The organism is Haloterrigena alkaliphila (genome assembly GCF_017352155.2).
GTDB classification, from domain to species: Archaea; Halobacteriota; Halobacteria; order Halobacteriales; family Natrialbaceae; genus Haloterrigena; species Haloterrigena alkaliphila.
On record NZ_CP071462.1, the window covers coordinates 1,552,499 to 1,577,759 of the forward strand.

Consider the following 25,261-nt stretch of genomic DNA (forward strand, 5'->3'; position numbering starts at 1 on the left):
CATTAATGTGAGACAGCGACATACGTGTGTATACTTACCATGTCAATGGGTGCCTATGACGAAGACGAACACGAGCGACGCGAGCAGCAGGCCTCCACTGTCGATACGGACTTCGACGACGAGCGGACGATCTACCGCGGCGAAGTCGAGTACGACTCCGGGGAGTCGGCCGAGGAACTGCTAGATCAGTTCGAGCAGATCAAGTCGAACTAGCGGCGATCACCGCTCCGTTCTTCTGCGGGTGCTTCGCGACGTCGGACCGCCAGCGACGCGACCGAACTCACTCGAGGGCGTCCCAGCCCGGCGTTTCGGGTGCGCCGCGGTCCACCTCGACGTACCCGGCGACGTCAGCCGGTGGAACCGTTCCGTTCGCGTCCCGATAGCGGCGCTGCCACTCTCGTATCGCTGGACCGACCCACGATTCGTCGCGGCCACGGTCGCCCGTCTCGCGCTCGCCCGTGTCGCGGTCGTCGTCTCTTGCGGTCTCGAGCGCCCGCGCTTTCCCCCACTCGTAGTGGGACTCGGAGATCGCGAGCGTGCCGGGACTGGAGCCCGCGGCGACGCCGAGACACTCCGCGCGGTCCGCCGCGGTGAGCTCTCCGGCGGCCGACCGGTCGACGATCCCCTCGAGGCGCTCGGGGTCGGGATGAACGAAGAGCTTCGCACCCAGCGCCTGCGAGCCCAGCAGGAGGCCGTCGAGATCGGCGTCGACCTCGGCCTCGAGGAGCCGCTCGCCCCCGAAAGCTGACTCGACGCGCTGGCACTCGGTTTCCTGCTCGAGCGCGAGGTTGTAGGCGGGGTAGGCCCCGCACTCGTCCGGGAACCGCTCGTCGCCGTGGATGCGACACTGCAGCGTCGTCGGATCGAGGAAGACGCACGCCGGGAGCCACGTCGTCTCCTCGCGGCCGAAGGGCGCGACCGGCTTCGGGGGCTTCCGGAGGCCGACGAAGAAGACGGGACGCCCCGCGACGGCGGCGACGCTGCGGCCGTCGATCTCGACGCCCTCGTCAGCGTCGCGAGCGCGCCAGAACCGCGGCGTCAGTGCAGCGGCCATCCCGTCCTCGAGGAAGCTCCGTACCTCTTCGCGGGTCAGGGGGACGAAACTGGTGTCGTCGTCCAGCGGCGCTCGAGCGTCGGTGTCGAACGGCGTCCGCCGCCGGCCGCGGGTCGCGTCGTTCGTACGGGGAGCGTCCTCGAGCAGCGGTCGCCAGTCCAGACAACAGCCCGCACAGCCCTCGCAGTGCACCTCCATGCGTATCGATAGCACTGGCGCGAATATAATCGATCGGGCACGGGGGAACGACTTTCAGCGCGCGGAGCGCGGTGGGACACATGGCAAAGACTTCTTGCGACGGCTGCGGTCGGACGGTCTCCGTTACCGGCGGGATCGCCAATATCTGGACGTTCGGGGCCGGTAGCGACGGCACCGCGATGACGCTGGAACTCGCCGACGGCTCCGAATACCTGCTCTGTTACCCCTGTATCGAGGCGTTACCCGACGATCCGTCCGCCGCGGACGTCGACCGACTCGAGCGAGTCGACGAGGAGCGTTCGCAACTCGGCGCGTCGTGACGGCAAAAAATTGGGCCGACGCGAGCGGATAACGAGTGGACCGTTGTCGTGAGCGCGACGTGTGATACGGACCGCTGTAAGTCATTTCCGGAGCAACCACGAACCGTCCTGTGGTTGCTCCGGCAAATCGTTACAGCAGACCGTATGAGTGCCCATCGACCGCGCGTCGCTCGCGATTCGATCGCGGACTGGCGCGTGAGCCACGAGCGCAACCGCGATCCGTGGTGCCGACAGCCGCACGCGGAAGGGGTGGGTCGCCACGAGATGCCGCCGCGGCGTCCGTCGCCGACGCCCCTTCCGTACTCCATTCGTATTGGGAGTTGATATTTGTAATCGGGCGACTATCCGCCGGTATCGGTCACTTACAGCCCGTCGACGCGGACGCGTGGTCGGTAGGCCGTCCGTTCGTGGCCCGGCGGCGGCCGTTTCCGTCGTTTCGGCTATTGCGTCGCGTCGCTCGAGGACCCCACGACGGGCGACGGTTCGCAGCCTTTAGGACGCCGCCGCTCCGTGAGTCGAACGGTGAACCCCGAGCGGATCTTCGAGGAGTTTCCCGCGCCGAGTTACCGCGGGGCGCAGGAGCAGGCCCTCCGCGACATTCGCGACGCCTTCGCGGCCGGCAACGACGTCGTGTTAGTCCGCGCGCCGACGGGGAGCGGCAAGTCCCTGCTGGCCCGGGCCGTCGCAGGCTGTGCTCGGCCGGTGGATGATGCCGACCCCAGCGACGCGACGGGTGCCTACTACACGACCCCGCAGGTCTCGCAGCTGGACGACGTCGCGGCCGACGACCTGCTGGCAGATCTGAACGTCATCCGCGGGAAGTCCAACTACTCCTGTATCCTCCCCGACGAGCGCGACACGCCGGTCAATCAGGCTCCCTGCGTCCGCGAGCGGGGGTACGACTGCTCCGTCAAGCACCGCTGTCCGTATTTCTCCGACCGCGCGATCGCCTCGAACCGGTCGATCGCGGCGATGACGCTCGCCTATTTCATGCAGACCGCGGGCAGCGAGGTCTTCCGCAAGCGCGACGTCGTCGTCGTCGACGAGGCCCACGGCCTCGCGGAGTGGGCCGAGATGTACGCGACCATTCAGTTGGGACCGCGGACCGTCCCGTTCTGGGACGACCTCCGCGTGCCGGAGATCGACTCCGTCGACCGCGCGGTCCGCTACGCCGAGAGCCTCCAGCAGACCTGCGGCCGGCGGAAGGACGACCTCCTCGCCCAGGACTCCCTGTCGCCCGCCGAAGTGCGCGAACGCGACCGCCTGCAGGAACTCATCGGGGAACTCGACTGGTTCGTCTCGGACTACCGTGACCCGCAGAGCCCGACGACGTGGCTGGTCGACCAGTCCGAACCGTCGGGCTCTGCGGGTCGGGGCGGCGACTCGAGCGGGAGCGACGCCGCCGACGACGAACCGGCCGGCGGCCCCCTCACGATCAAGCCGATGAACCCGGAGAAGTACCTCCAGCACACCGTCTGGGACCGGGGGAACAAGTTCGCGCTGCTGTCGGCCACGATTCTGAACAAGGACGCCTTCTGCCGACAGGTGGGTCTGACCCCCGAGAACGTCGCGCTGGTCGACGTCGAACACACCTTCCCGGTCGAGAACCGACCGCTGTACGACGTGACGCAGGGGAAGATGACCTACGAGCACCGCGACGAAACGACGCCGAAGATCGCTCGCACGATCGTTCGGCTGATGCAGCGCCACCCCGACGAGAAGGGGCTGGTCCACGCCCACTCCTACGACATTCAGGAACGACTCGCCGACCTACTCGAGGACTTCGGCGTCGGCGACCGGATTCGAACCCACGACCGCGACGGCCGCGACGCCGCGCTGGACGGCTGGAAGGCCGGCGACGACCCCGACGTCTTCCTCTCGGTGAAGATGGAGGAGGCGCTCGACTTGAAGGGCGACCTCTGTCGGTGGCAGGTACTCTGCAAGGCCCCCTTCCTCAACACGGGCGACTCTCGCGTCGCCCACCGACTCGAGGAGGGGCAGTGGGCGTGGTACTACCGCACCACGCTGCGGACGGTCATCCAGGCCTGCGGCCGCGTCGTGCGGGCGCCCGACGACTACGGCGCGACGTACCTCGCGGACTCGAGCCTGCTGGACTGCTTCGAGCGCGCTCGCGCGGATATGCCCGACTGGTTCGCGGCGCAAGTCGATCGGATGGAACGGCCCGAATTGCCCGAGTTTCGGCCGCAGGCGGCCCTCGGCGACGGCACCGCGTCGTCGGGAGGGAACGGCGGGTCCGGCGGATCCGGGGGGAACGGAAGCGAGTCGCGAACCGGACGGTCACGATCGCGCTCTCGGTCGAGACGATCGGGTCGGTCGTCGTCCTCGAGTCCGCTGGCCGACGTCTGGGACACCGATGGATAAGCCGAAGTCGATCGACGACGCGGTGGTTCCGCCGCTCGAGACGGCGACGGCGAGACGAATCGCCGAGTGCGTGCAAACTGCTGGGGGACACGACGCGCCTAGAGTGCGGCGAGGACGCCCCACGCCACCATCGAGGTAACCATGAGGACGGCGAAGGTGATGGCGATAATCTGGTTTCGATCCATACGAGACGCCACTCACTACTCCGGCATGAAAGTCACGCCCGTCCCGGCCGCGGCCGTTCGTCGTTTCGCGTCGCCGCGGGTCGGCTCACTCGAACCGCGCGTCGACGACGACGTGCGCGACGCCCGCGCTGTGGCTCTTGACGCGACGTTTCTCGACAATCTCGAGCGCTCGGCCGGCCGTCTCACTCGCGGTCTCGAGGCGCTCGAGGGGCCGCTCCCAGAGCCGCGCTTCCGGGGTGGCCTCGTGGTAGTGGAGGACGCCGCCGGGGACGAGCGCCTCGAGGGCGGCCGGGAGGAACTCGTGGGCCTCGTCCGTCCGTGAGCCGTGTCCGTCCTCGTCTAAGCCGTCGTCGCTCCCGTAGTACCCCATCACGACGCGGTCGGCGTCGATCTCGCCCGCGAGGTCCCGGCAGTCGGTCATGTAGGCGTCGACCCGGTCCCCGACGTCGTTGAGCACGGCGTTCTCGAGCAGGTAGCGGAACGCGGTCGGGTTGAGCTCCGTCGCGGTCACCCGCGCGCCGGAGCGGGCCATCGGGAGGGTGAAGTAACCGATGCCGGCGAACATGTCGAAGACCCGCTCGTCGGCGTCAGTCAACTCGCCCATGCGGACGCGTTCCGCTTGATTCCCCGGCGAGAACATCACCTTCGCGGGGTCGAGCCCGTACCGGGTCCCGTGTTCGGTGTGGATCGTCTCCGTGTCGCGCTCGCCCGCGATCAGCCGGGTGCGAGGCTCGCGGTAGGTTCCGGCCGCGCCATCGTTGGCGATCCCCTTGTCGGCCAGCACGCTGTCGGCCTCGCCGTGTCGCTCGAGCAGAGCTTCGCCCAGCGCCCGCTCGTCGGGACAGCCCTCGGGGACCGTCACGAGGATCACCGAGCCGATCACGGCCCACGAGCCCGGCACCGACTCGAGGTCCGCCTCGCTCCAGCCCCGCTCGGCCAGCAGGTCCTCGAGGTCCGGATTCCGGCGGTCGGGCTCGAGCTGGCGGACGACCTCGAGGACGCGCGTCTCGCTGGGAGGCTCCGTGACGGGCAGCGCGACCCTGTCGCCCTCGTCCTCTCGCTCGCCGCGCTCCCCGGTCGCGTCGCTCACGGGTCGTCTCTCCCCGTTCGTATCGTCCGAGGGCGTTGCTCCGCGTCGCCCTCGCGCCTCGCGCACGCGCCTCGAGTCGTCGTAGACCCCCTCGGCGCGCAGGGACTCGATGGCCGTCTCGGCACGCGATTGCTCGACGACGGCGGCCAGCGGGGCGTCGGCCTCGGCTCGCTCGAGGACGTCGTCGGCCGTCGGTTCCGCTCGCGCTGGCCCGTCGCCCTCGCTCGGCGCGTCGTCCTCACTCATCGTCGGTCTCGGGGAGAATGTGTAGGCCGGCACGGCTCTTCAGTACGGACACCGTCTCGGCGTCGACATCGAAGTAGTCCGGCCGGGAGACCGTTTTGGCTTGATAGGTCTCGGGATCGAGCACTTGCACGGCGTTCTCGTCCTCGACCGTGACGACGGTCGTCTCGACGGCGTCCTCGAGGTCGCCGAGTTTCCGCGCGTCGGGCGAGTTCCCCTCCTCGTAGCCGGCCTCGTAGCGCTCGCCGGTCGTCGCGCGGACGCCCTTGAGGTTGCCGCGGGCGCTGCGGACGATGACGGGCCCGCCCTCGTCGTCGGCGAGGTCGATGACGTCGCCGGGGGTGTAGGGCGGCAGGCGGACGGCGAAGGTGACCCGATACACTTCGTTGCCGTCCTCGTCCTCCGTCACGAGCGTCTCGGCGTCGTTGACGGTGCCGCCGTACCCCTCGATCATCTTGTTCGCGATCTTCTTGCCGATCTTGTTGGTCGAGACCTTGATGTTCAGCCCCTCGTCGACCTCGCCGACCTCGGTGACGAAGGCGTTGCGGTCGCCCGTCGCCTCCATGTCGGCGACGACCGTATTCGCGATTTCCTTCGCGCGGTCCATCTCGTCGCTCGTCGGCGTCCGATCCTCGGCGCGGATCTGGACGATGCTGGCGTAGTAGTCGCCGGCGATCCGGCCGCAGCGCTTGCAGGTCTGGCGGGCGATCTTGACGGGGACCATCACCTGCTCCTCGACGGGCGTCCCGCGCACGACGCCCGTGAAGTAACAGTGCATCCGGATCGTGTTCTCGTCGATCTGTTCGGGTTCGACCTGCCAGGCGACGTCCTCGACGTCGACGTGGACGCCCAGCGCCTCGCTGACCTCCTCGATCGCGATGTCGGTGTAATCCTGCGCGCCGACGTCGACCCAGCGGTTGCCCCGGTAGACCGCGCCGCACCGGGCGCAGACGCGAACGTCGATCCGATCCGGCGCGTCGACGAAGTCGAACCCCTCGAAGTAACACGAATCGCAGAGTTCGACCTCCGCACCGGGTCGCAGCGGATCCGCCGGGGTCTCGCCGTCGGCGTCGTCGGCCGACCGCTCGGGTACCGGATCCCCACAGCGAGGACAGAACGCACGAGACTCACTCATTGCCCCCGCTTGGGCCCTGACGGAGTTAAACGCCGTGTTCTCCGCGCCGCTTCGATCCGTCGCCCCTCGATACTTTCGTGACGGCCTACGCGAACCGAAGGCTTCCCCCGCGACCGTCGCCCGCCGCGAGTCGATTTCCGCCCTCGAGCGGCCCACGAACCGTCAGACGCGCGTCAGACGACGGCCGATTCGAGCGTGTCAGACGTGACCGCGTCCCGGAGTCTCCATGCGAAACGAAGGGGTTCACCGAACGTCGACGAGTATTGTCCGATAAATTATCAGTTGTTCGCCGGTTGTGTTGGTGATACTTATTCGTCCGGAACCCCTCATTCCACCCATGAACTGGCAGGCGGACTGGGGATTACGGTTCCGGATGTTCGTGACGATGTTCCTGCTGTTCGCGCTGTACATCGTCTTCGCCGGCGTAATCACCGCGTATATCGGCGGCGGCATCTTCGTCTTCGCGCTCATGTTCGGCGGGATGTCGCTGGTCCAGTACTACTTCAGCGACACGCTCACCCTCCGGAGCATGGGCGCCAAGACGGTCTCGGCCGACGAGTACCCGCAACTGCACGGGTCGATCGAACGGCTCTCCCAGCAGGCCGACCTCCCGAAGCCGAAAGTGGCGGTCATCGACTCCGACGTGCCCAACGCCTTCGCGACGGGGCGCAACCAGAAGAACGCCGCCGTCTGCGTGACGACGGGGATCATGCGCACGCTCGATCAGGAGGAACTCGACGGCGTCCTCGCCCACGAGCTCGCCCACGTCAAGAACCGGGACATGATGGTGATGACCATCGCCTCGTTCCTCTCGACGATGGCGTTCATGATCGTCCGCTGGGGCGCGTTCTTCGGCGGCGGTCACAACCGCGGTCGCGGCGGCGGGGGCGGCGGCATCGTCGTCGCCATCGTCATCTCGCTGGTCGTCTGGATCATCAGCTACCTGCTGATCCGCGCGCTCTCGCGGTACCGCGAGTACTCCGCCGACCGGGGCGCGGCCGCCATCACCGGGAACCCGTCGGCGCTCGCCTCGGCGCTCCTGAAGATCTCCGGCGAGATGGACAAGGTCCCCAAGGACGACCTGCGCGAGGAGGCCGAGATGAACGCGTTCTTCATCATTCCCATCAAGTCCGGCATCGTCGGCCGACTGTTCAGCACCCACCCGCCGACGGAGAAGCGCATCGAACAGCTCCGCACCCTCGAGCGCGAGATGCAGGCGCTGTGAACTGCATTGCATCCGGGAGAGTAGTCGTGCTTTCGAGTGATTACTTAAGAGGTGTCGGGCGGACGCCACGGACATGGTCGAACTGATCGGTCACGCCGCGACGGCGCTGTTGTTCGCGGTGCCCGCGTGGTTCCTGTGGGGTCGCCGCCCGGCTGTCACGTTCACCGCGTTGACCCAGGTGACGGCCCTTCTCCCCGACGTCGATATGGTCCTCAAGGACTACTTCTCGCATCCGTTGCTCCAGCACCACGGAATCACCCACACGATTCCGTTTATGCTGCTCGTCGGCGCCGTTTTCGGCGCCATCGCCGCGCGCGTGCTGACGCCGTTCCTCAATGCGACCCGGCTGATCCACAGCGACTCGATCACGCCGTCGACGACGTTCGTGTTCACGACGGGCGCGTTCTGGGCCGGCGGCGTCAGTCACGTTCTCGCCGACCTGCTCTCGGCCGAACCGGACACGGCGATCGCCCCGCTCTGGCCGCTGTACCGCGGCGACGTGATCGTGAACGTCATCGCGTACGACTCGACCCCGGTGAATCTCAGCCTGATTATCACCGCAGTCGTCCTCCACGTCGGCCTGTACCGCGCCGAGCGGTATCCGTACGAGACGCGCTGGGGGATCAACTGACGCCGCGACAGAGTCCCGTCGTCGCGGCCAAACGCAATCCTTCTAAGGAATTATGCGCTTTAGACGAGCATGGGACTGTTCGACGGACTCCGGGCCGTCTTCGGCCTGCGCGCCGAGACCGACGCCAGACGCGACGCCGACCCCGACGACCTCTTCGGGATGAGCACCGCCTACATGACGATGGAGGCCGATCTGGGCTACGAGTCGCTCGACGTCGGCGCGCTCTGTTTCTCCGGGGTCGACTCGAGCAGCTTTCGGGACGCGGTCGACGAGGTCGAGGCGATCCTCGAGGCCGGCCAGGAGGAGACCGGCACGGCGTTCTCGGTCACCAGCGACGACCACGGCTACCACTGGGTCGTCCTCGAGGACGACGACCCCGAGGACCTGATCACGAGCATGCACTTCGCCGCCGACACCTTCATCGAGCACGGCTACGGCTCGCGGCTGCTGGCGGCCGTCTTCGCCTACGAGGATGGCGATGCCGCTTCGCGGCATCGGGACGGAGGCGGTGAAACCGCCGGAGTGGACGGTCCCGCCTACTGGATCTACTCGTTCCGTCGCGGCCGATTCTACCCCTTCGCCCCCCGCTCCGGCCGCGAGCGCGACTCGAGCGCCGAGTTCAAACTCGAGGCGGCCCTGGACGGCGAACTCGAGATCGAGCGAGAGAAGGAGTACTGGTACCCGCTGTGGCCGAGTTCGGGCGGAACGCATCCCTGGGAGTGAGATCGAACGGAGGAGCGGGACGACGGCGACGGTCCAGCCCTCGTCTCGAACCGGCGGCGCCCTCGTTCTCGGCCGATACCAAATCGTGTTGGCATCACTGCTATGCCAGCGGAGGCCATGGATGAAAGTACGGCAGGAAGTCATCCACGCCACATCATCACCAACTGCGCCATACACCAGTTGCCCCCTTTTCCTGCCGCTTTTCAACTCCTGACGAGTCCCGGACTCGAGCAGCATCGTCTCCGCCCACTCGCGTCTCGGGGTCTCGTTCGTCGGACGGTCCTCGTTCACCTGACTGACGGCTGGCCGGCGGACCTCTCGTGGCCGATGTAGCTATAGTCCCGGCTCCGCAGTACCGAGTGAACGATACAATGAGTGGCGTTTCGAACCGGCTCGCGGGCGGGATACTCGTCGCAGCAGGCCTCTTCCTCTCGTTGTTTCACCTGGCCACCGCCGTCGGCCTGCGGACGACGTCGGTACCGTTGCTCGTCACGGTGCCGCCCCTCGTGCTATCGCTCGGGCTGATCGGCGCCGGCGCGTTGCTCGCACGAGAGCGCCTGCTTCCCGGGCGGTTCGCGGGACGGCTGCTGGCGTGGACCTGTGCGGGCGTGCTGGCGCTCACGGCGCTGGCTGCGTGGCTGTTCGCCGCGACCGTCGTCAGCGGGTTCTCGCTGCTGGACCCGCTGACGGCGATGCTCAACGTCTCCACGTTCGGTGCGCTCGTCGGCCTGCTGGTGGGCGTGTACGACGCCCGGGGAACGGACCGACAGCGCTCGATCGAGCAGTTGAATCGCATCAACGACACGCTCCGCATCGCGACTCGAGAGCTGGTGAACAAGACGGAGCGATCGGCCCTCGAGCGGGCCGTCTGCGAGCGGTTGAGCGAATCCGACCCCTACGAGGCGGTGTGGATCGGCCGATACGACGAGGCGAACGCCCGCGTCCGCCCTGCGGCGTGGTCCGGGTTCGACGACGAGTACTTCGAGTCGATCGAGATCACCGTCGACGACAGCCCGACCGGCAACGGTCCCGGCGGCCGCGCCATCAAGCGCCGCGAGATGCAGTGCGTTCCGAACGTGTTCGAGGATCCGACGATGGAGCCGTGGTGGGACCTGCTGGAGTGGCACGGCGTCCAGTCGCTCGCGGTCGTTCCTGTCGGTCACGGCGATACCGTCTACGGGTTTTTCAGCATCTACGCGGACCGCCAGAACGTGTTCGACGACCACGAACGAACGGTCCTCACGGAACTCGGCGAGACGATCGGTCACGCCATCGCCACGATCGAGACCCGCGAACGCCTCGCGGAACGCGAGCGCGAACTGGCCCGGCAGAACGAACGGCTGGACGCGTTCGCCGGCGTCGTCTCGCACGACCTCCGGAACCCGCTCAACGTCGCGTCGGGCAACCTCGAGCTCGCCCGCGAGGAGCGGGACGACGAGTATCTCTCCGAGGTGTCGGACGCGTTGGCCCGCATGGACGCTCTCATCGGGGATCTGCTGACGCTCGCGCGACAGGGCGAACTGGTCGACGAGTTCGATCGCGTCCCGTTTCGCCCCCTCGTCGAATCGGCGTGGTCGACGGCCGGGTCCTCAGCGGCGACGCTCCGGATCGAGGGCGACCCGGGCGTGATCTCGTGCGACCGGGACCGACTGCGTCAGTTGCTCGAGAACCTGTTTCGGAACTGCGTGGAACACGGTTCCACGGGCAGTCGGCCGCAGGCCGACGACAGTGTGGAACACGGCTCCGCGAACGACCGGCCCGCAGCCGACGAGGACAGCGGCGATCCGGGCGTAACCGTCACCGTCCGTCGGACGAACGCAGGGTTCGTCGTCGAAGACGACGGCCCCGGGATCCCGGCCGACCGTCGGGAGGCGGTGTTCGAGATGGGGTACACGACGAACGCCGAGGGGACCGGGTTCGGACTCAACATCGTTCGCAGCATCGCGGAGGCCCACGGCTGGGACGTCTCGGTCGACGAGAGCGCCGCGGACGGCGCCCGCTTCGAGTTCTCCGGCGTCGAGCCGGTCGAGTCGGAGCAGAGCGCGCGCTGACGGGTCGGCGGTCTTCCGGCCGGTCTCGAGGACGTATCTTCATACCGGTCCGTTCGCTATCACCAGCCAGTGACCGACTGGAATCAGTTCAAGGGCGATCCGCACCACTCGGGACTCCGACGCGACCTCGAGGGGCCGGATCGCGTCACGAAGGCATGGACGGCCGATCTCGCCGGCCCGGCCGGAACGCCGGTTCTCGACCGCGACACCGTCTTCGTCGGGACGAGCGCCGGGAACTGTTACGCGCTCGAGCGCGAGACCGGACGGAAGCGTTGGTCCGTCGAGACGACGGCTTCGACCGACGCGGCGCCGGTCGTCACGCGCGACCTGTTGTATTTCGGCACCGGCGAGGGGACCGTCCGCGCGCTCGATCCCGGGACCGGCGAGGAGCGCTGGGAGACCGAACTCGAGGGCGCGCTCGAGTCGCCGCTCGCGCTGTCGGACGGGCTGCTTTACGCCGGCCACGCGGCCGGTCTGTCTGCGCTCGAGGCGGAAACGGGCGCCCGCGTCTGGGCGCACGAAACGGACGCCCCCGTCGCCGGCGCGCCGGCGGTCGACCGCGACGCGGATCGGGACCGGCGGGGCTGGGGGCAGGAACGCGACGAGACGGAGATCGACCTGCTGTCGCTCGACGACGCCGAGATGGACGAGCGGGCGAGCGATCAGGACCGGGTCTACGCCGGCACCGCCGACGGGACGGTGCTCGCGCTCGAGGCCGAGACCGGCGAGGAACTGTGGGACGCACCGACTGGCGGCGCGGTCGTCGACGGACCGACGGTCGTCGGCGAGCGGGTGTACGTCGCGGACGACGGCGGCACGCTCGTCGCGTTGCACGCCGACGACGGCCAGTCGTGGTTCTCCTACGGAACCGAGGACGGGTTCACGTCGTCCCCGACCGTCCTCCCCGAGATCGATACGACGTTCGTCGGCGCCGGGGACGGCTACCTCCACGTCACCGACACGACCTTCGGCCGGCGAAAACTCCGGGGCTGGCTCTTCTCGAAGCAGGGTGTGGCACTCGACGGCCCGGTTCGCTCGAGTCCCGTCGTCGCCGGCGATATCTGCTGCGTCGGCGACGCGGCCGGGTCGCTCTACGGCGTCGACGTCGGCGACGACTGCGACCTCGAGTGGCACTACCGCCTCGAGAGCGCGGTCTCGGGGACGCCCGCGCTCGGTGACGGACGGTTGTTCGTCGGCTCCGAGGACGGGCACCTCCACTGTCTCGAGTGGGGATCCGGCGAATCGAGTCGCTAACGCTCACGGCTCGATTCGGTTTCGTCACCCGCTCGTTCGCTCGCGGCCGGGTCTCGTCACCCGCTCGTTCCTCCACGACTACTCTCTCGTCCACGACCACTCTCTCGCCAGCGAGCCGACGTCATTCCTTCTAAACTTGCTGCTCTTCTCTCGAAGAGCCCGCTGCCGGCCCACAGTTTCACTTTCACTCCCCTGTTAACGAGGGTTTATGAGGGGTCCGGCACAAGGAGTGGATATGCCTGAAGCAGACCTCGAGACGCTCCCCGGCGTCGGACCGGCAACCGCAGACAAACTCCACGATGCTGGCTTCGACTCCTACCAGAGTCTCGCCGTGGCTTCCCCCTCGGAACTGTCGAACACCGCGGACGTCGGCGAGTCCACCGCGTCGGACATCGTCCGCGCCGCCCGAGACGCGGCCGACATCGGCGGCTTCGAGACCGGGTCGACCGTCCTCGAGCGACGAAACGAAATCGGCAAGCTGAGCTGGCACATCGACGAGGTCGACGACCTGCTCGGCGGCGGGATCGAGACCCAGTCGATCACCGAAGTGTACGGCGAGTTCGGCGCCGGCAAGTCCCAGGTCACCCACCAGATGGCCGTCAACGTCCAGCTTCCCAAGGAGGTCGGCGGCCTCCACGGCTGTGCGATCTTCGTGGACAGCGAGGACACGTTCCGTCCCGAGCGGATCGACGACATGGTTCGCGGCCTGCCCGACGAGGCCATCAACGCGACGCTCGAGGACCGCGAAATCGAGGGCTCGGCCGACGACGAGGCCGCGGTCGACGAACTCGTCGAGGACGTCCTCGAAAAGATCCACGTCGCGAAGGCGTTCAACTCCAACCACCAGATGCTGCTGGCCGAGAAGGCCAAGGAACTGGCTAGCGAGCACGAGGACTCGGAGTACCCCGTCCGCCTGCTCTGCGTCGACTCGCTGACCGCCCACTTCCGCGCCGAGTACGTCGGCCGCGGCGAACTCGCGGACCGACAGCAGAAACTCAACAAACACCTCCACGACATCGACAAGGTCGGCAACCTCTACAACTGCGCCGTCATCGTCACGAATCAGGTCGCCTCGAACCCCGACTCGTTCTTCGGCGACCCGACCCAGCCGATCGGTGGCAACATCCTCGGTCACAAGTCGACGTTCCGCATCTACCTCCGCAAGTCCAAGGGCGACAAGCGGATCGTCCGACTCGTCGACGCGCCGAACCTCGCCGACGGCGAGGCCGTCATGCGCGTCCAGGACGGCGGGCTGAAGCCGGAATAACGACGGTTCGACGCGCTTCGATTCTATTCTTCGACTGCCTCGAGCGAGACGGTGACCACGCCGTCGACATCGATTGCGACGTCGATCACGAGTGGATACTCATCGAAAGCGCTACGCTAGATACCGATACGTAGCTATCAGTACTCGCAACCCGGCTGTACGATCCAAAATCAGGAGGGAACTGTCGAGGCCGGCAGCTCACCGATCGTCGACGGGTCGGAAGCGAGGCGCCTCAGTCCTCGGTCGTCGTCTTGTCCACGTCGAGTTCGCCCTGATAGATCTCCGCGCCGTCCTGAGCGACCTTTTCGGCGAGGACGGCGCACTTGACCCGCATCGGCGAGATGTCGACGCCGAGCATGTCGGTCACGTCGTCGCGGTCCATCTCGTGGAGTTCCTCGAGGCTCTTGCCCGTAAGCTCCTTCGAGAGCATGCTGGCGGAGGCCTGGCTGATCGCACACCCGTCGCCGGAGAACGCGACGCGTTCGATCGTCTCCTCCTCGTCGTCGAGCTTGACGTCCATGCGAATCTCGTCGCCGCACATCGGGTTCTCGCCGACGTGGGTGAAGGTCGGATCCTCGAGTTCCCCGTAGTTCCGGGGGTTCTTGTAGTGGTCGAGGATCTGCTGTCGGTACATATCCGAGCCCAGTCCCATTGTTGTCTTCGAATAGGCCCGAGAGTTGTAAAAGGGTTCCGGGGCGGAATCGATCGGTCCCGCGAACGGTCACGTGAACGGCTCGTTGACGGGCAAATCCGGGTGCGGACGGCCGACTGACTGGGCGTCGGGACGGCGGCGTCGCTGGTCGGTTGGGACCGGCGGCGAAAAACGGTTGCTGGTCGATACCGCTACGTGGACCCCTGGTCGATCGGCGGGTTGCGGTAGCAGGCATCGATAACGACGAGCACGCCGATCGTCGCCGCGATGCCCATCGCTCCGGGCAGCGATACGCTCAGGGTGCTCGCCGCGACCAGCGCAACCGCGAACGCGATCGGGACGATCCCGAGCAGGAGGTCGTCCCGATCGACCGCGGCGAGAACGTCGACCAGGGTTTCGAAGGGGTCGCGTCGGGGACGACTGATACCGTTCTCTTGCATCGTTCTCACCTCGGCAGGCCGTCGTAGGATCGGGATTCGGAAAAATCCTACGCGAGTTTGTTGTTGTTGTTCCCGTACTGCGGCTCCCCCGACGTGCGACTCGAGCGGCGGTCGCCCGCAGCCGTCAGCGCTCGCCGGCCAGTTCCGCGTCGAACTGGGCGACGTACTCGCGGACGAACGCCGCCCGGTCGGCGGCGAGCTCTCGGCCGACGTCGGTGTACATGCGCTCGGGGAGGTCGAGGATCTTCTTGTGGAGGTGATTGTACTGCGTGGCGCCGGCCGACGTCTCGTCGTCAGCCGGTGGGACCGCGGGATCGTGAATCGCCTCGCCTAACGCGGCGCCGTGGGCGAAGGTGCGCGCGATCCCGACGGCGCCGAGCGCGTCGAGGTTGTCCGCGTCGCTGACGAGTTTCGCTTCGAGGCTCTCGGGTTCGACGGCGTTCGAGTACCGGTGGGCGCGCACGCAGTGGCGGACCGCCTCGATCGTCGCCGGGTCGGCGCCGAGGTCCTCGAGGATCCGACCCGCCTCCTCGGCGCCCCAGGCCGAATGATCGTCGATCTCGCCGCGATCCTCCTTCTCGCGGCCGATATCGTGCAGGAGAACGGCGAGGGTGACGACCTGGTCGTCGATTTCGTCAGTCTCCGGGTGCCGGTCGAGCAGCGTCTCCGCGAGCGTCTCGACGCGCTGGACGTGGTGCCAGTCGTGGGCCGGCGGGGCCGCCTCGAAGTAGGTTCGGGCGCGGGTTCGGACTGCCTCGAGCATGGCCGTCGTGTTTCGGTACGGGTCGAATAAACGCTCCGTTCGCGACCAGCGACCCGATCTCCGGCGTTCCTGCCGCATCAGGACTGGTTTCGCAGCGACGTCCGCATACACGTGGCCGACGCGGGACAGAGCTCATCGAACTGGGTCGTCTCGCGAATCGCGGCCGGTGCGTCGCTTCGCTCGAGTTCCTCGCACCCTCGACCCGCGAAAAAGCCGGCGGCGGTCGTCGTGAGCAGGTACAGCGTCTCGAGACCGTCGGCTCGAGCCCGCCGCTCGAGCGCATCACAGAGCGCCGTTCCGTACCCGTTCCCGCGCACCGATCGCTCGACCACGACCGAGCGGAGGAGTCCGTCGGTGCCGTAGCGCTCGAGGCCGCCGATACCGACCCGTTCGTCGCCGTCGAAGCCGACGTAGAACCGCGCGGACGACGTTCGGACGTCCGCCGAGGGGAGGTCGTTCTCGGCGAGCAGCGTTTCGACGTCCTCGAGTGCGCTCTCGTCGGCCCGTCGGAGCGTGACTGTCGCGTCGTCCATACTGCTATCAACGCACTGATCGGACTAATACATTCGTCGAGCAGCAGTACGTTCGGTGTGCAGTCGCCCGTTGACGGTACGGTAGGATGAACCACAGGTATCAGTAGTGACGACGAGCGTGCGTTCTGCTGCTACTGGCAACTGGGATTTCCACACCCTCCCCAGCCGATTCGCTCACGTTGTTCGCTCATCCCTCGCACGATTTGGGCCGCGAGTCGCTGTCGCTCCTCGCGGCTCAGCGCGCGCCACCGCACGCGGACTGTGTCCGTTGCTGTCGCGTCCGACTCGAGTCGTGCAGTCGATGGCCGCGACGTCGCTCGTCGGATTCGAACAGTAGCGAAGAACCCGCGAAACCGTCCCGCAGCCAGCAGTCGCTTACGCGAACAGTTCTCGAGCGTCGTCTAACGCCGCGACCAGTTTGTCGACCTCCTCCCGCGTGTTGTAGACGTAGAACGACGCTCGAGTCGAGGCCGGAACCCCCAGTTTGTCGTGCAGCGGCTGGGTACAGTGGTCGCCCGCGCGGACCGCGATGGTGTGATCGTTCATGATCGAGGCGAGGTCGTGGGCGTGGACGCCCTCGATGTTGAAGCTGACCAGGCCGCCGCGGTCGGGGCCCGGTTCGGGGCCGTAGATCTCCACGTCGTCCTCGTCCGCGAGTCGCTCGTAGGCGTAGCGGGCGATCTCCTCCTCGTGGGCCGCGATGCGCTCCATGCCGATCTCCTCGAGCCAGTCGATGGCGGCCTCGAGGCCGACGGCCTCGGCGATCTGGGGCGTGCCGGGTTCGAACTTCCAGGGCAGGTCGCCCCACGTGGAGTCCTCGAAGGTGACCTTCCGGATCATCCCGCCGCCGTAGAGGTAGGGCTCCATTTCTTCGAGGAGGTGCTGCTTGCCGTAGAGGACGCCGATACCGGTGGGGCCGGCCATCTTGTGGCCCGAAAAGGCGTAGAAGTCGGCGTCGATGGCCTCGACGTCGACGGGGCGGTTCGGAACCGCTTGGGCGCCGTCGATGAAGGAGAGCGCGTCGTGCTCGTGGGCCAGATCGGTCAGTTCGGCGACGGGGTTGACCGTTCCCAGCGTGTTCGAGACGTGGACCGCCGAGACGATGGCCGCGTCGTCGTCGATCAGTTCGCGGGCGTGGTCCATGTCGAGGCGGCCGTCCTCGTCGATCCGGATGTACTCGACGTCGGCACCGGTGCGCTGGCCGATCTGTTGCCACGTGACCAGCGAAGCGTGGTGTTCCATCTCCGTGAGGACGACCCGATCGCCGGGACCGAGTTCGTTCAGCCCCCACGCGTAGGCGACGAGGTTCTCGCTCTCCGTCGTGTTCTTCGTGAAGATGACCTCCTCCCGGCCGTCGGCGTTGATGAACTCCGCCACGCGGTCGTGGGCCTCCTCGTACATGATGGAGGCCTCCTGACTCAGGTGGTGGATCCCCCGGTGGATGTTCGCGTTGGACTCGCGGTAGTAGTCGCTCATCGCGTCGACGACCGGATCGGGGGTCTGGGTCGTCGCCGCGTTGTCGAGGTAGACGACCTGCTGGCCGTCGAACTCCCGCTCGAGGATGGGGAACTCGTCGCGGATGGCCTCGACGTCGAGCGCCTCGAGATTCTGTTGACTCATTGGCGACTAGGAGGGACCGCAGGCAAAACACTCCTTCGGTCTCGTCGATCGAACCGGCGTTCACGACGGTGGGTGCGGGGAGTTGGGGCCAAAAACCGGAGGCGGGAGGCGGATGCGGTGGGAGTGGTGGGTCGGTTGGTGGGTGGGTGCCTCGGCAGGGATCTGGTCAGATCGTCCAGTAACCTGCCCTGCCACTTCGGTGTTCTTGGGGGAGCGACATATCGATGTCTCCAAACTATTTTGGTACTACTGCCGGCCGGGTGACCCGACACCCGCGTGATTGACGTTCAACGAGGGGCGATTACGCCGCAGACGCCACTCCGAACGGGTCTGGCGCCGCGTTGAACCACGCGGGTCGGAACTTCCGACTGTGAAACTGCGGCCCAGCGGTTATGTGTCTCTCGCGTGTTGGCTGAAGTACATGACCGCGATAGAGACGACCGGATTGACGAAAGCGTACGGCGACCTCGTCGCCGTCGACGATCTCGACCTCGCGGTGGAAGCGGGAGAGGTCTTCGGCTTTCTGGGCCCCAACGGCGCCGGGAAATCGACGACGATCAACATGCTACTCGATTTCACCCGGCCGACCGCGGGATCGGCGACGGTACTCGGCCACGACGCACAGACCGAGATCGACGAGATCAGCCCCCGCGTCGGCGTCCTGCCGGAGGGGTTCGACATCTACCCGCGTCTCTCGGGACGTCGGCACATCGAGTTCGCGATCGAGACCAAAGACGCCGCCGACGATCCGGACGCGATCGTCGAGCGCGTGGGCCTCTCCGCCGCCGACGCCGACCGACCGGCCGGCGACTACTCCAAGGGGATGCGTCAGCGGCTCGCGACCGGGATGGCCCTGGTGGGCGACCCCGACCTGCTCATCATGGACGAGCCCTCGAGCGGTCTCGACCCCCACGGCATCCGCGAGATGCAGGACCTGGTCCGCTCGGAGGCCGAACGGGGAACGACCGTCTTCTTCTCGAGTCACATCCTCCAGCACGTCGAGGCGGTCTGCGATCGCGTCGGCGTGTTGAACGACGGCGAACTCGTCGCCGTTGACACCATCGCGGGGCTCCGCGAGGAGATCGGCGGCGGCGCGTCGATGGAACTGATCCTCGCCGACGGCGCCGCCGACGTGCGCGAGCCGGCCGCGTCGGTCGCCGGCATCACCGACGTCGTCGCGTCCGACCACACCCTCGAGTGTACCGTCACCGATCCCGCGGCGAAAGCCGACCTCGTGATCGCGCTCGACCGCGCGGGGGCGACGATCGCGGACGTGCGGATCGAGGACGTCTCGCTCGAGACGCTGTTCACGGCGCTGACGAGCGGCGACGAGGGCGAGGCGGAGCCCGACGCGACGGCCGCTCCCGTGACCGCCTCGGAGACGGAGGTGAGCCGATGAGCGGCCACGTCGGCACCGTCGCCCGCAAGGAGTTCGAGGACGCCGGGCGGTCGAAACTGCTCTGGGCGCTGATCGGACTGCTCGTCGGACTGGTCACGATCGGCTACGTCGCGATCTGGTACACGGTAGACGACGTCAGCGGGGCGGAAGTGCTCAGCTTCGTCGCCACGCCGCTGCAGGTGATCCTCCCCATCGCGGCGCTGATCGCCGGCTACATGGCCGTCGTCGGGGAGCGCCGCTCGGGAAGCATCAAGCTCCTCCTGGGCCTGCCGCCGAACCGAACCGACGTCGTCTTCGGGAAACTGCTCGGTCGGACGGCCGTCGTCACCGTCGCCGTCGCGCTCGCGTGTCTCGTCTCGCTCGTGCTCGGGGCCGTCCTGTTCGGCTCGGTCCCGTTCGTCGATTGGCTCGGCTTCGCCGCCGTCTCCGTGCTCTTCGGGGCTGCCTTCGCCGGACTGGCCGTCGGCACCTCCGCCGCCGTCTCCACGCGGGGCAAGTCGATGGCGATCGTCGTCGGGATCTACATGATCCTCATCGCGCTCTGGGAACTGCTCACGGCCGGTCCGTACCACCTCATCTACGGCGAAGGACCGCCGGTCGAGGCCGAGACGTGGTACCTCGTCGTCGAGCAGTTCAATCCGATCTTCGCCTACACGAATCTGGTCAGCAACGTCGTCGAGGGGTCGGTGTTCCCCTTCCAGTTCCAGTACGGCCTCCAGTCGATGGAGGCCTACGGGATGACGCCCGCCGAGCGGTATCCCGGCGACGCGCCCTTCTACCTGCAGGACGAGTTCGGCGTCGTCGTCCTGCTGGTATGGCTGGCCGTTCCCGTCGCGATCGGCTACTATCGGTTCCAGCGGACGGATCTGTAGTCAGGACCGTCCCATCCGCAGCAACTGGGCGTGCAGCGTCGAGCCGACCTCGAGGACGTTGGCCTCGTCGACGAAGCCCTCCTCGATGGCCAGTTCGACGGCCTGCCGACCGACGATGTTGGCGACGTCGGCCCGGGCCAGGCTCTCGACGGTGGCGCTCTCGTCGACCGCGTCGCCGCCGTAGAACTCCTCGGTGACGGTCAGCGAGACGCCCTCGCCCTCGAAGGTCTCGCCGAGGACGTCCTCGTCGCAGACCGCGACGAGCAACCCTTCCGGCGTCTCCCGTTCTGTGACCAGCATTCGTTACTCGAGGCGCCAGTCCTCTTCGTCGCGGTCGGACGTGCGGCCGGGATCCGTAACGTCGGCCCCGCCCTGTGGGTCCCGTCGCTGCTGGCCGCCGCCGGCCGACTCGGGGGTGTGCCCCTGCATCTCCCGGCGTTCCTCGACGAGGCGCTGTTCGGCGCTCTCGCGCAGTTCGTTCGCCTCGTCGGCGATTTCTTCGGCCTCGTCGTACTCGCCGAGTTCCTCGAGGATCTCGGCCTTCTCCTCGAGGACCCGCGCGTTGCGCATGCCCAGCCGAATCGCGTTGTCGATGCAGTGCAGCGCTTCCTCGGCCAGCCCCCGCTCGGAGAGGAAGAAGGCCCGGTTGAACCAGCCCTGGGCGAAGCGCTCGTCGATCTCGACGGCGCGCTCGGCGTGCTCTAAGGCCTGTGCGGTCTCGCCGAACTCCCAGAGCGCGTAGGCGAGGTTGGTCTCGGCGGTCGCGGCGTGTTCGCTCGTGTCGTCGAGCCGCAGCGCCTCGCGGTGGGCGCCGATCGCCTCGTCGTACTCCTCGAGTTCGGCGTGGGCGACGCCCTTGTTGATCCAGGCCTCCTGGGCCGTGTGGTCGTCCTCGGCGAACTGGGCGGCCCGCTCGAAGGCTTCGGTGGCCTGCTCGTAGCGGTTGATCTGCATGTAGTTCAGCCCGACGTCGAGCAACTCCTCGGCGTCGACGTCCTCGCTGTCGATGTTGTGCTTGTCGAGCGTGTCGGTGACGACGCGGGAGTCGACCGGGTCGACCTTCGAGGGATCGACGCCCAGTTCCGGCGGATCCAGATCGAACTCCTCGTAGGAGGGGTCGACCCCCTCGCCCTCGGAGAACCGGTGATCGCGGTCGTCATCGCCGTCTCGGTCGGTCATTGTCGGAAACTAGCGGCGACGACTGTTAAGGGCTGCGACCTCGGGAATCGCCAGCCGCGCACCCGACGGCGGGCTCTACCCGAGTCCCCGACGGCGGATCGAACTCGAGTCTCCGGATCCGATTCTCGAGCGCTTCCTCGCCCGGACGGGGTCTTCCCGAAATGTCGACGGACCCGTGACGAGCGGCCCGCTATTACCACGACAAACGTGTCAACAGAAAAGTTTTTATCCCCCTTCCTGATAGCGGCGACTAGCATGACCACGCCAATCGACCGCCCTGACTCGACAGGTACGCCCGCCTCTCCCGACCGAAACTCCGGACTCGTCTCCCGACGGACGTTCGTCGCCGCCGGCGGGACCGCGGCGCTCACCTCCCTAGCCGGCTGTTCGGCGCTCGTGGACTTCGTCGCGGACTTCGCGCTGAAGGAGGTGAACGTCTTCAACGGCGCCAGTCGGCCGGTCAACGGAACTGTCGAGATCGTCGACCCCGCTGGGGACGTGGTGTTCGAGGAGTCGTTCGCCCTCGCGGCCAATAAGGGAGACGACGGCGCCGAGGCCAGCGACGACGAGTCGGCCGCGCTCTACGACGACGTCTGGACGGAGACCGGCGACTACGAGGTCAGCGTCGAACTCGAGGAACGACTCGAGAGCACCTCGAGCGACGACGGGGACGCCGAGAACGGTACGGACACGAACAGTACCGCCGAGGAGAACGGCTCCGCCGAGCAGGACTCCGCGGACACCGGCGCGTCCGGGTCGGGGACGTCGGCAACCGACACCGTCACGATCGAGAATACCGAGGAAGAGCGGCTCGTGATCGGCCTCGCACAGGACGATCCGGACGAACTGATCGGGTTCCACGTCATTGAGGATCTGAGCGACCTCGAGGACGAGTCGAACCAGAGCGCCCAGTAAGTCGCCGATTCGACCGCGACGATTCGGCCGCGGCGGTCCAGCCACCACGTTCGGGCCTCGAGATTGCGTCACTCGGTTGAACCGACACCCGCCGTAGGCGGACCCATCGTTGAAGGAGCCTCCCGTCCGAGAGCTGTACATGCGACTGTTCGTCGGCGTCGACTTGCCCGACGACCTCGCGAAACCGGTCGCCGACCTGCAGGCCGAGTTCGAGGGGGCCAGCGGGCTGAACGTCACGGATCCCGAGCAGGCCCACGTGACGCTGAAGTTCCTCGGCGATGTCTCGGAGGACCGCCTGCCCGACCTCGAGCGCGAACTCGCGGCCGCCGTCGACGACGCCGGCGTCGACCCCTTCACGGTTCGCTACGGCGGGCTGGGAGTCTTCCCGAGCCTGGAGTACATCAGCGTCGTCTGGTTCGGCACCGAGACGGGCGGCGAGGAGCTCACCCGGTTACACGAGACCGTCGAGGATCGAACGACGGCGATGGGCTTCGAGGCGGAGTCCCACGACTTCACGCCTCACGTCACGCTCGCGCGGATGGAACACGCCGGCGGGAAGGAGCTGGTGCAGGAGCTCGTCCGCGAGCGGGACCCGACGGTCGGCGAGGCCCGCGTCGAGGAGATCCGACTCACCGAGAGCACGCTGACCGATTCGGGCCCGGTGTACTCGACGGTCGAGTCGTTCCCGCTCGAGTGACCGTTGGGCCTCGAGGACCGACCGGTACAAAACCCGACCGGCGTTTGCAAGGCAGAAACCGATTGCGGGACTTGTGGTAGCGATCGAGTAGCACGGCGATCATCGCCGTCGATCCCTCGTGATACCGTCGCTCCCGTCCCCATCGACCGCAGCGACCGCCAGCGCCGCCTCCGTCTCTCGCAGAGAGGTGCTGGCCGCCGTCGGCGGCGCGGCCGGCGTGGCCACCGTCTCCCGAGCCCGAGGCGCCGAACGACCAGTCGGCGACGCGGCGCTGCACGTGCGCGTCTACCCCACCTCGATCCCGCTGCGCGTCCGACTGCAGGCGGGCGTCGCCGGCCTGCGAGGCGACTGGACGACGCCCCACCGGGAGGCGCTGGACGCCGTCGACGGTGCGCTCGAGCAGGTCCTCGAGTACGCACGCGAGCGCTCGCGCCTCGAGGACGCCGAGGTCCGCGTCGAGCGCGGGGCCCCGGTCAGCCTTCCGCTGTCTACGGTTCAGCGGCCGTCCGGCGTGGTCGTCCCCTCGCTCGAGACCGTCCTCGACGGCTTTCGAGAGCGACTCCGGGAGCGGGACGCGCTGACGGGGTCGACCTGCCACCTGCTGGCGTGCTGGGCGCCGCTGAACTACCGCGTCGGCTACGGCGGGACGCTGTCGCCGAACGCGCGGGTCGGGATCGACGCCGGGGGCACGAGCGGCGACGCGCTGACCGTCGCGAACCTCGGGGCGACCGAGCTCTGGGACTCGCGGGCGGTGACGGCGAACATGGCGATCCACGAGACGCTGCACACGTTCGTCTCGAGCGACGTGGCCCAGTCGGTCGTCGGATCGGGCTGTAATCACCACCTCGGCACCGCGGTCCGGACCGACGAGGAGACGCTGCGGATCTCCCCGATGGCGTCCGCCTACGCCGGGCGGGCCGAGTTCGGTGCCGGCACCCGATTCCACGGCAGTGGCTGTGCCGACCACGACCGATTCGCCCGCCACGACGGCTCCGAGGGGGTCGAAAACTGGGAGTACACGACCACGCTCAGCGACGCGACCTGTGAGGCGGTTACCCGGTACCTCGAGCGCAACGGGCTCTCGTCGGATGACGACGGGGGTTCGACGGAACACGACGGACGCTCGTCGGAGTAGAACGGACGCTCGTAACCGTGGCCGATCCGTCGCCGATCGATCGCGCTGTGAGTCCCGGCGGTCGAATCCGCCGCCCTCCGGCCTCGTCGGCGAGATGGACAAGATTTTATGCCAGCGTAGGCTACGTGCGGCTACTATGGGTAAGAAAACGAAGGGCAAGAAGAAGCGACTTGCCAAACTCGAGAACCAGAACAGCCGCGTGCCGGCCTGGGTCATGATGAAGACCGACATGGACGTCCAGCGAAACCCCAAGCGCCGCAACTGGCGGCGCAATGACACTGACGAGTAACGATGAGCGCAAGTGATTTCGAGGAACGCGTCGTCACCGTTCCGCTGCGCGACGTCAAGAAGGGGGCCAACCACGAGGCCGCCGACTACGCGATGCGACTCGTCCGCGAACACCTCGCGAAACACTTCGCCGTCGACGAGGACGCCATCCGACTGGACCCCTCGATCAACGAAGAGGTCTGGTCGAACGGCCGAGCCAACCCGCCGCGAAAGCTGCGCGTCCGTGCGGCCCGCTTCGACGAAGAGGGTGAGGCCGTCGTCGAGGCCGAGGTCGCCGAGTAAATTTGCTGCGTCTCGCCTTCGCCGGGTCGGCCTACGTCGGCGTCTTCGCCCGCGCGACCGACTCGTGCGTGCTCGTTCGCCCGGACGTCGACGACGACGTCGTCGCCGACCTGACCGACGAACTCGAGGTGCCCGCGGTCCAGACGACCGTCGGCGGCTCCTCGACGGTCGGCGCGCTAGCGACGGGTAACGAGAACGGCCTGCTCGTCAGTTCCCGCGTCCTCGAGTACGAACGCGACCGCCTCGAGGAGGCGGTCGACGTCCCCGTCGCGGAACTGCCGGGGAACATCAACGCCGCGGGCAACGTCGTGCTGGCGAACGACTACGGCGCGTACGTCCACCCCGACCTCCCACGGGAGACGGTCGAGATCGTGAAAGACACCCTCGAGGTTCCCGTCGAACGCGGCGACCTCGCCGGCGTCCGCACCGTGGGAACGGCCGCCGTCGCGACCAACACCGGGGTGCTCTGTCATCCGAAGGCGACCGACGAGGAACTGGACGTCCTCGAGGAGGTTCTGGACGTCCGGGCCGATGTCGGCACCATCAACTACGGTGCGCCGCTGGTCGGCTCGGGGCTGATCGCCAACGAGGCCGGCTACGTCGTCGGCGAGGACACGACGGGGCCGGAACTGGGCCGGATCGAGGACGCCCTCGGCTATCTCGACTGACCGTCGACCCCCGCTCTCGAGTCGCCCTGACTCCCGTTTTCACCGTTCGATCGCCGGTTC

27 protein-coding genes are annotated in these 25,261 nt (G+C 67.4%); 17 read left to right on the forward strand and 10 right to left on the reverse strand.

The features are described 5' to 3' along the window. Positions 1 to 39: 39 nt before the first annotated feature. A complete protein-coding gene (locus J0X25_RS26340) occupies positions 40 to 213 on the forward strand; it encodes a DUF5786 family protein (RefSeq protein WP_225896746.1) in 174 nt (57 codons plus the stop codon). A 67-nt stretch (positions 214 to 280) separates the two neighbouring features. Here the strand turns inward: J0X25_RS26340 and J0X25_RS26345 are convergent, their stop codons facing one another. Next, a complete protein-coding gene (locus tag J0X25_RS26345) occupies positions 281 to 1,252 on the reverse strand; it encodes a YkgJ family cysteine cluster protein (protein WP_207290507.1) in 972 nt (323 codons plus the stop codon). An 80-nt stretch (positions 1,253 to 1,332) separates the two neighbouring features. Between J0X25_RS26345 and J0X25_RS26350 the strand changes: the two genes are divergently transcribed. Both J0X25_RS26350 and J0X25_RS26355 read left to right on the forward strand, forming a co-directional pair. Then, complete coding sequence (locus tag J0X25_RS26350) at positions 1,333 to 1,572, forward strand: DUF7561 family protein (RefSeq protein ID WP_207290508.1); 240 nt, start codon at positions 1,333 to 1,335, stop codon at positions 1,570 to 1,572. Positions 1,573 to 2,094: 522 nt separating this feature from the next. Further along, on the forward strand, positions 2,095 to 3,954 hold the full coding sequence (locus J0X25_RS26355) for a helicase C-terminal domain-containing protein (RefSeq protein ID WP_207290871.1): 1,860 nt from the start codon (positions 2,095 to 2,097) through the stop codon (positions 3,952 to 3,954). 270 nt (positions 3,955 to 4,224) lie between these two features. Here the strand turns inward: J0X25_RS26355 and J0X25_RS26360 are convergent, their stop codons facing one another. Both J0X25_RS26360 and J0X25_RS26365 read right to left on the reverse strand, forming a co-directional pair. Further along, a complete protein-coding gene (locus tag J0X25_RS26360) occupies positions 4,225 to 5,475 on the reverse strand; it encodes a class I SAM-dependent methyltransferase (RefSeq protein WP_207290509.1) in 1,251 nt (416 codons plus the stop codon). Beyond that, positions 5,468 to 6,607, reverse strand: a complete 1,140-nt coding sequence (locus J0X25_RS26365; RefSeq protein WP_207290510.1) for a 60S ribosomal export protein NMD3 — start codon at positions 6,605 to 6,607, stop codon at positions 5,468 to 5,470. The genes J0X25_RS26360 and J0X25_RS26365 overlap by 8 nt, the downstream gene beginning before the upstream one ends. A gap of 337 nt (positions 6,608 to 6,944) precedes the next feature. Here J0X25_RS26365 and htpX point away from each other — a divergent pair, with 337 nt between their 5' ends. The 6 genes from htpX to radA all read left to right on the forward strand — a co-directional run bounded on the left by htpX (position 6,945) and on the right by radA (position 13,758). Continuing rightward, positions 6,945 to 7,832 (forward strand): zinc metalloprotease HtpX, encoded by an 888-nt coding sequence (htpX, locus tag J0X25_RS26370; RefSeq protein ID WP_207290511.1) that lies wholly within the window; start codon positions 6,945 to 6,947, stop codon positions 7,830 to 7,832. Between the two features lie 73 nt (positions 7,833 to 7,905). Next, a complete protein-coding gene (locus J0X25_RS26375; protein ID WP_207290512.1) occupies positions 7,906 to 8,463 on the forward strand; it encodes a metal-dependent hydrolase in 558 nt (185 codons plus the stop codon). Positions 8,464 to 8,532: 69 nt separating this feature from the next. Continuing rightward, positions 8,533 to 9,186 (forward strand): PspA-associated protein PspAB, encoded by a 654-nt coding sequence (gene pspAB / locus J0X25_RS26380; RefSeq protein WP_207290513.1) that lies wholly within the window; start codon positions 8,533 to 8,535, stop codon positions 9,184 to 9,186. 371 nt (positions 9,187 to 9,557) lie between these two features. Continuing rightward, complete coding sequence (locus J0X25_RS26385; protein ID WP_207290514.1) at positions 9,558 to 11,237, forward strand: receiver/sensor box histidine kinase; 1,680 nt, start codon at positions 9,558 to 9,560, stop codon at positions 11,235 to 11,237. 69 nt (positions 11,238 to 11,306) lie between these two features. Continuing rightward, positions 11,307 to 12,491: an outer membrane protein assembly factor BamB family protein gene (locus J0X25_RS26390; RefSeq protein WP_207290515.1), complete on the forward strand. Its 1,185-nt coding sequence runs from the start codon at positions 11,307 to 11,309 to the stop codon at positions 12,489 to 12,491. Between the two features lie 235 nt (positions 12,492 to 12,726). Then, entirely contained in the window at positions 12,727 to 13,758 is a 1,032-nt protein-coding gene (gene radA, locus J0X25_RS26395; RefSeq protein WP_207290516.1) for a DNA repair and recombination protein RadA, read from the forward strand. Between the two features lie 232 nt (positions 13,759 to 13,990). Here radA and sufU read toward each other — a convergent pair whose 3' ends face one another. The 5 genes from sufU to J0X25_RS26420 form a co-directional block, all read right to left on the reverse strand. Next, entirely contained in the window at positions 13,991 to 14,410 is a 420-nt protein-coding gene (gene sufU, locus J0X25_RS26400) for a Fe-S cluster assembly sulfur transfer protein SufU (protein ID WP_207290517.1), read from the reverse strand. A gap of 191 nt (positions 14,411 to 14,601) precedes the next feature. Then, positions 14,602 to 14,850, reverse strand: a complete 249-nt coding sequence (locus J0X25_RS26405; protein ID WP_207290518.1) for a DUF8015 family protein — start codon at positions 14,848 to 14,850, stop codon at positions 14,602 to 14,604. Between the two features lie 124 nt (positions 14,851 to 14,974). Then, complete coding sequence (locus tag J0X25_RS26410) at positions 14,975 to 15,613, reverse strand: HD domain-containing protein (RefSeq protein WP_207290519.1); 639 nt, start codon at positions 15,611 to 15,613, stop codon at positions 14,975 to 14,977. Positions 15,614 to 15,690: 77 nt separating this feature from the next. Continuing rightward, positions 15,691 to 16,146, reverse strand: a complete 456-nt coding sequence (arsN2, locus tag J0X25_RS26415; RefSeq protein WP_207290520.1) for an arsenic resistance N-acetyltransferase ArsN2 — start codon at positions 16,144 to 16,146, stop codon at positions 15,691 to 15,693. Positions 16,147 to 16,521: 375 nt separating this feature from the next. Then, on the reverse strand, positions 16,522 to 17,766 hold the full coding sequence (locus J0X25_RS26420) for an aminotransferase class V-fold PLP-dependent enzyme (RefSeq protein ID WP_207290521.1): 1,245 nt from the start codon (positions 17,764 to 17,766) through the stop codon (positions 16,522 to 16,524). A gap of 421 nt (positions 17,767 to 18,187) precedes the next feature. Here J0X25_RS26420 and J0X25_RS26425 point away from each other — a divergent pair, with 421 nt between their 5' ends. Both J0X25_RS26425 and J0X25_RS26430 read left to right on the forward strand, forming a co-directional pair. Continuing rightward, complete coding sequence (locus J0X25_RS26425; protein WP_207290522.1) at positions 18,188 to 19,165, forward strand: ABC transporter ATP-binding protein; 978 nt, start codon at positions 18,188 to 18,190, stop codon at positions 19,163 to 19,165. Next, positions 19,162 to 20,037, forward strand: a complete 876-nt coding sequence (locus J0X25_RS26430) for an ABC transporter permease (RefSeq protein WP_207290523.1) — start codon at positions 19,162 to 19,164, stop codon at positions 20,035 to 20,037. The genes J0X25_RS26425 and J0X25_RS26430 overlap by 4 nt, the downstream gene beginning before the upstream one ends. Here the strand turns inward: J0X25_RS26430 and J0X25_RS26435 are convergent, their stop codons facing one another. Next, positions 20,038 to 20,337 (reverse strand): DUF424 domain-containing protein, encoded by a 300-nt coding sequence (locus J0X25_RS26435; protein ID WP_207290524.1) that lies wholly within the window; start codon positions 20,335 to 20,337, stop codon positions 20,038 to 20,040. A 3-nt stretch (positions 20,338 to 20,340) separates the two neighbouring features. Next, the gene (locus J0X25_RS26440; protein ID WP_207290525.1) at positions 20,341 to 21,216 is read right to left on the reverse strand and encodes a tetratricopeptide repeat protein; all 876 of its coding nucleotides are present in this window, start codon (positions 21,214 to 21,216) and stop codon (positions 20,341 to 20,343) included. A 255-nt stretch (positions 21,217 to 21,471) separates the two neighbouring features. Here J0X25_RS26440 and J0X25_RS26445 point away from each other — a divergent pair, with 255 nt between their 5' ends. The 6 genes from J0X25_RS26445 to J0X25_RS26470 all read left to right on the forward strand — a co-directional run bounded on the left by J0X25_RS26445 (position 21,472) and on the right by J0X25_RS26470 (position 25,201). Continuing rightward, positions 21,472 to 22,131, forward strand: a complete 660-nt coding sequence (locus J0X25_RS26445; RefSeq protein WP_207290526.1) for a prolipoprotein diacylglyceryl transferase — start codon at positions 21,472 to 21,474, stop codon at positions 22,129 to 22,131. A gap of 139 nt (positions 22,132 to 22,270) precedes the next feature. Further along, positions 22,271 to 22,828, forward strand: a complete 558-nt coding sequence (thpR, locus tag J0X25_RS26450; RefSeq protein ID WP_207290527.1) for an RNA 2',3'-cyclic phosphodiesterase — start codon at positions 22,271 to 22,273, stop codon at positions 22,826 to 22,828. Between the two features lie 190 nt (positions 22,829 to 23,018). Continuing rightward, positions 23,019 to 23,963 (forward strand): hypothetical protein, encoded by a 945-nt coding sequence (locus J0X25_RS26455; RefSeq protein WP_226777003.1) that lies wholly within the window; start codon positions 23,019 to 23,021, stop codon positions 23,961 to 23,963. A gap of 136 nt (positions 23,964 to 24,099) precedes the next feature. Further along, a complete protein-coding gene (locus tag J0X25_RS26460) occupies positions 24,100 to 24,252 on the forward strand; it encodes a 50S ribosomal protein L39e (RefSeq protein WP_207290529.1) in 153 nt (50 codons plus the stop codon). Positions 24,253 to 24,254: 2 nt separating this feature from the next. Then, a complete protein-coding gene (locus tag J0X25_RS26465) occupies positions 24,255 to 24,533 on the forward strand; it encodes a 50S ribosomal protein L31e (RefSeq protein WP_207290530.1) in 279 nt (92 codons plus the stop codon). Between the two features lie 2 nt (positions 24,534 to 24,535). Then, positions 24,536 to 25,201: a translation initiation factor IF-6 gene (locus tag J0X25_RS26470; protein WP_207290531.1), complete on the forward strand. Its 666-nt coding sequence runs from the start codon at positions 24,536 to 24,538 to the stop codon at positions 25,199 to 25,201. Positions 25,202 to 25,261: the final 60 nt, after the last annotated feature.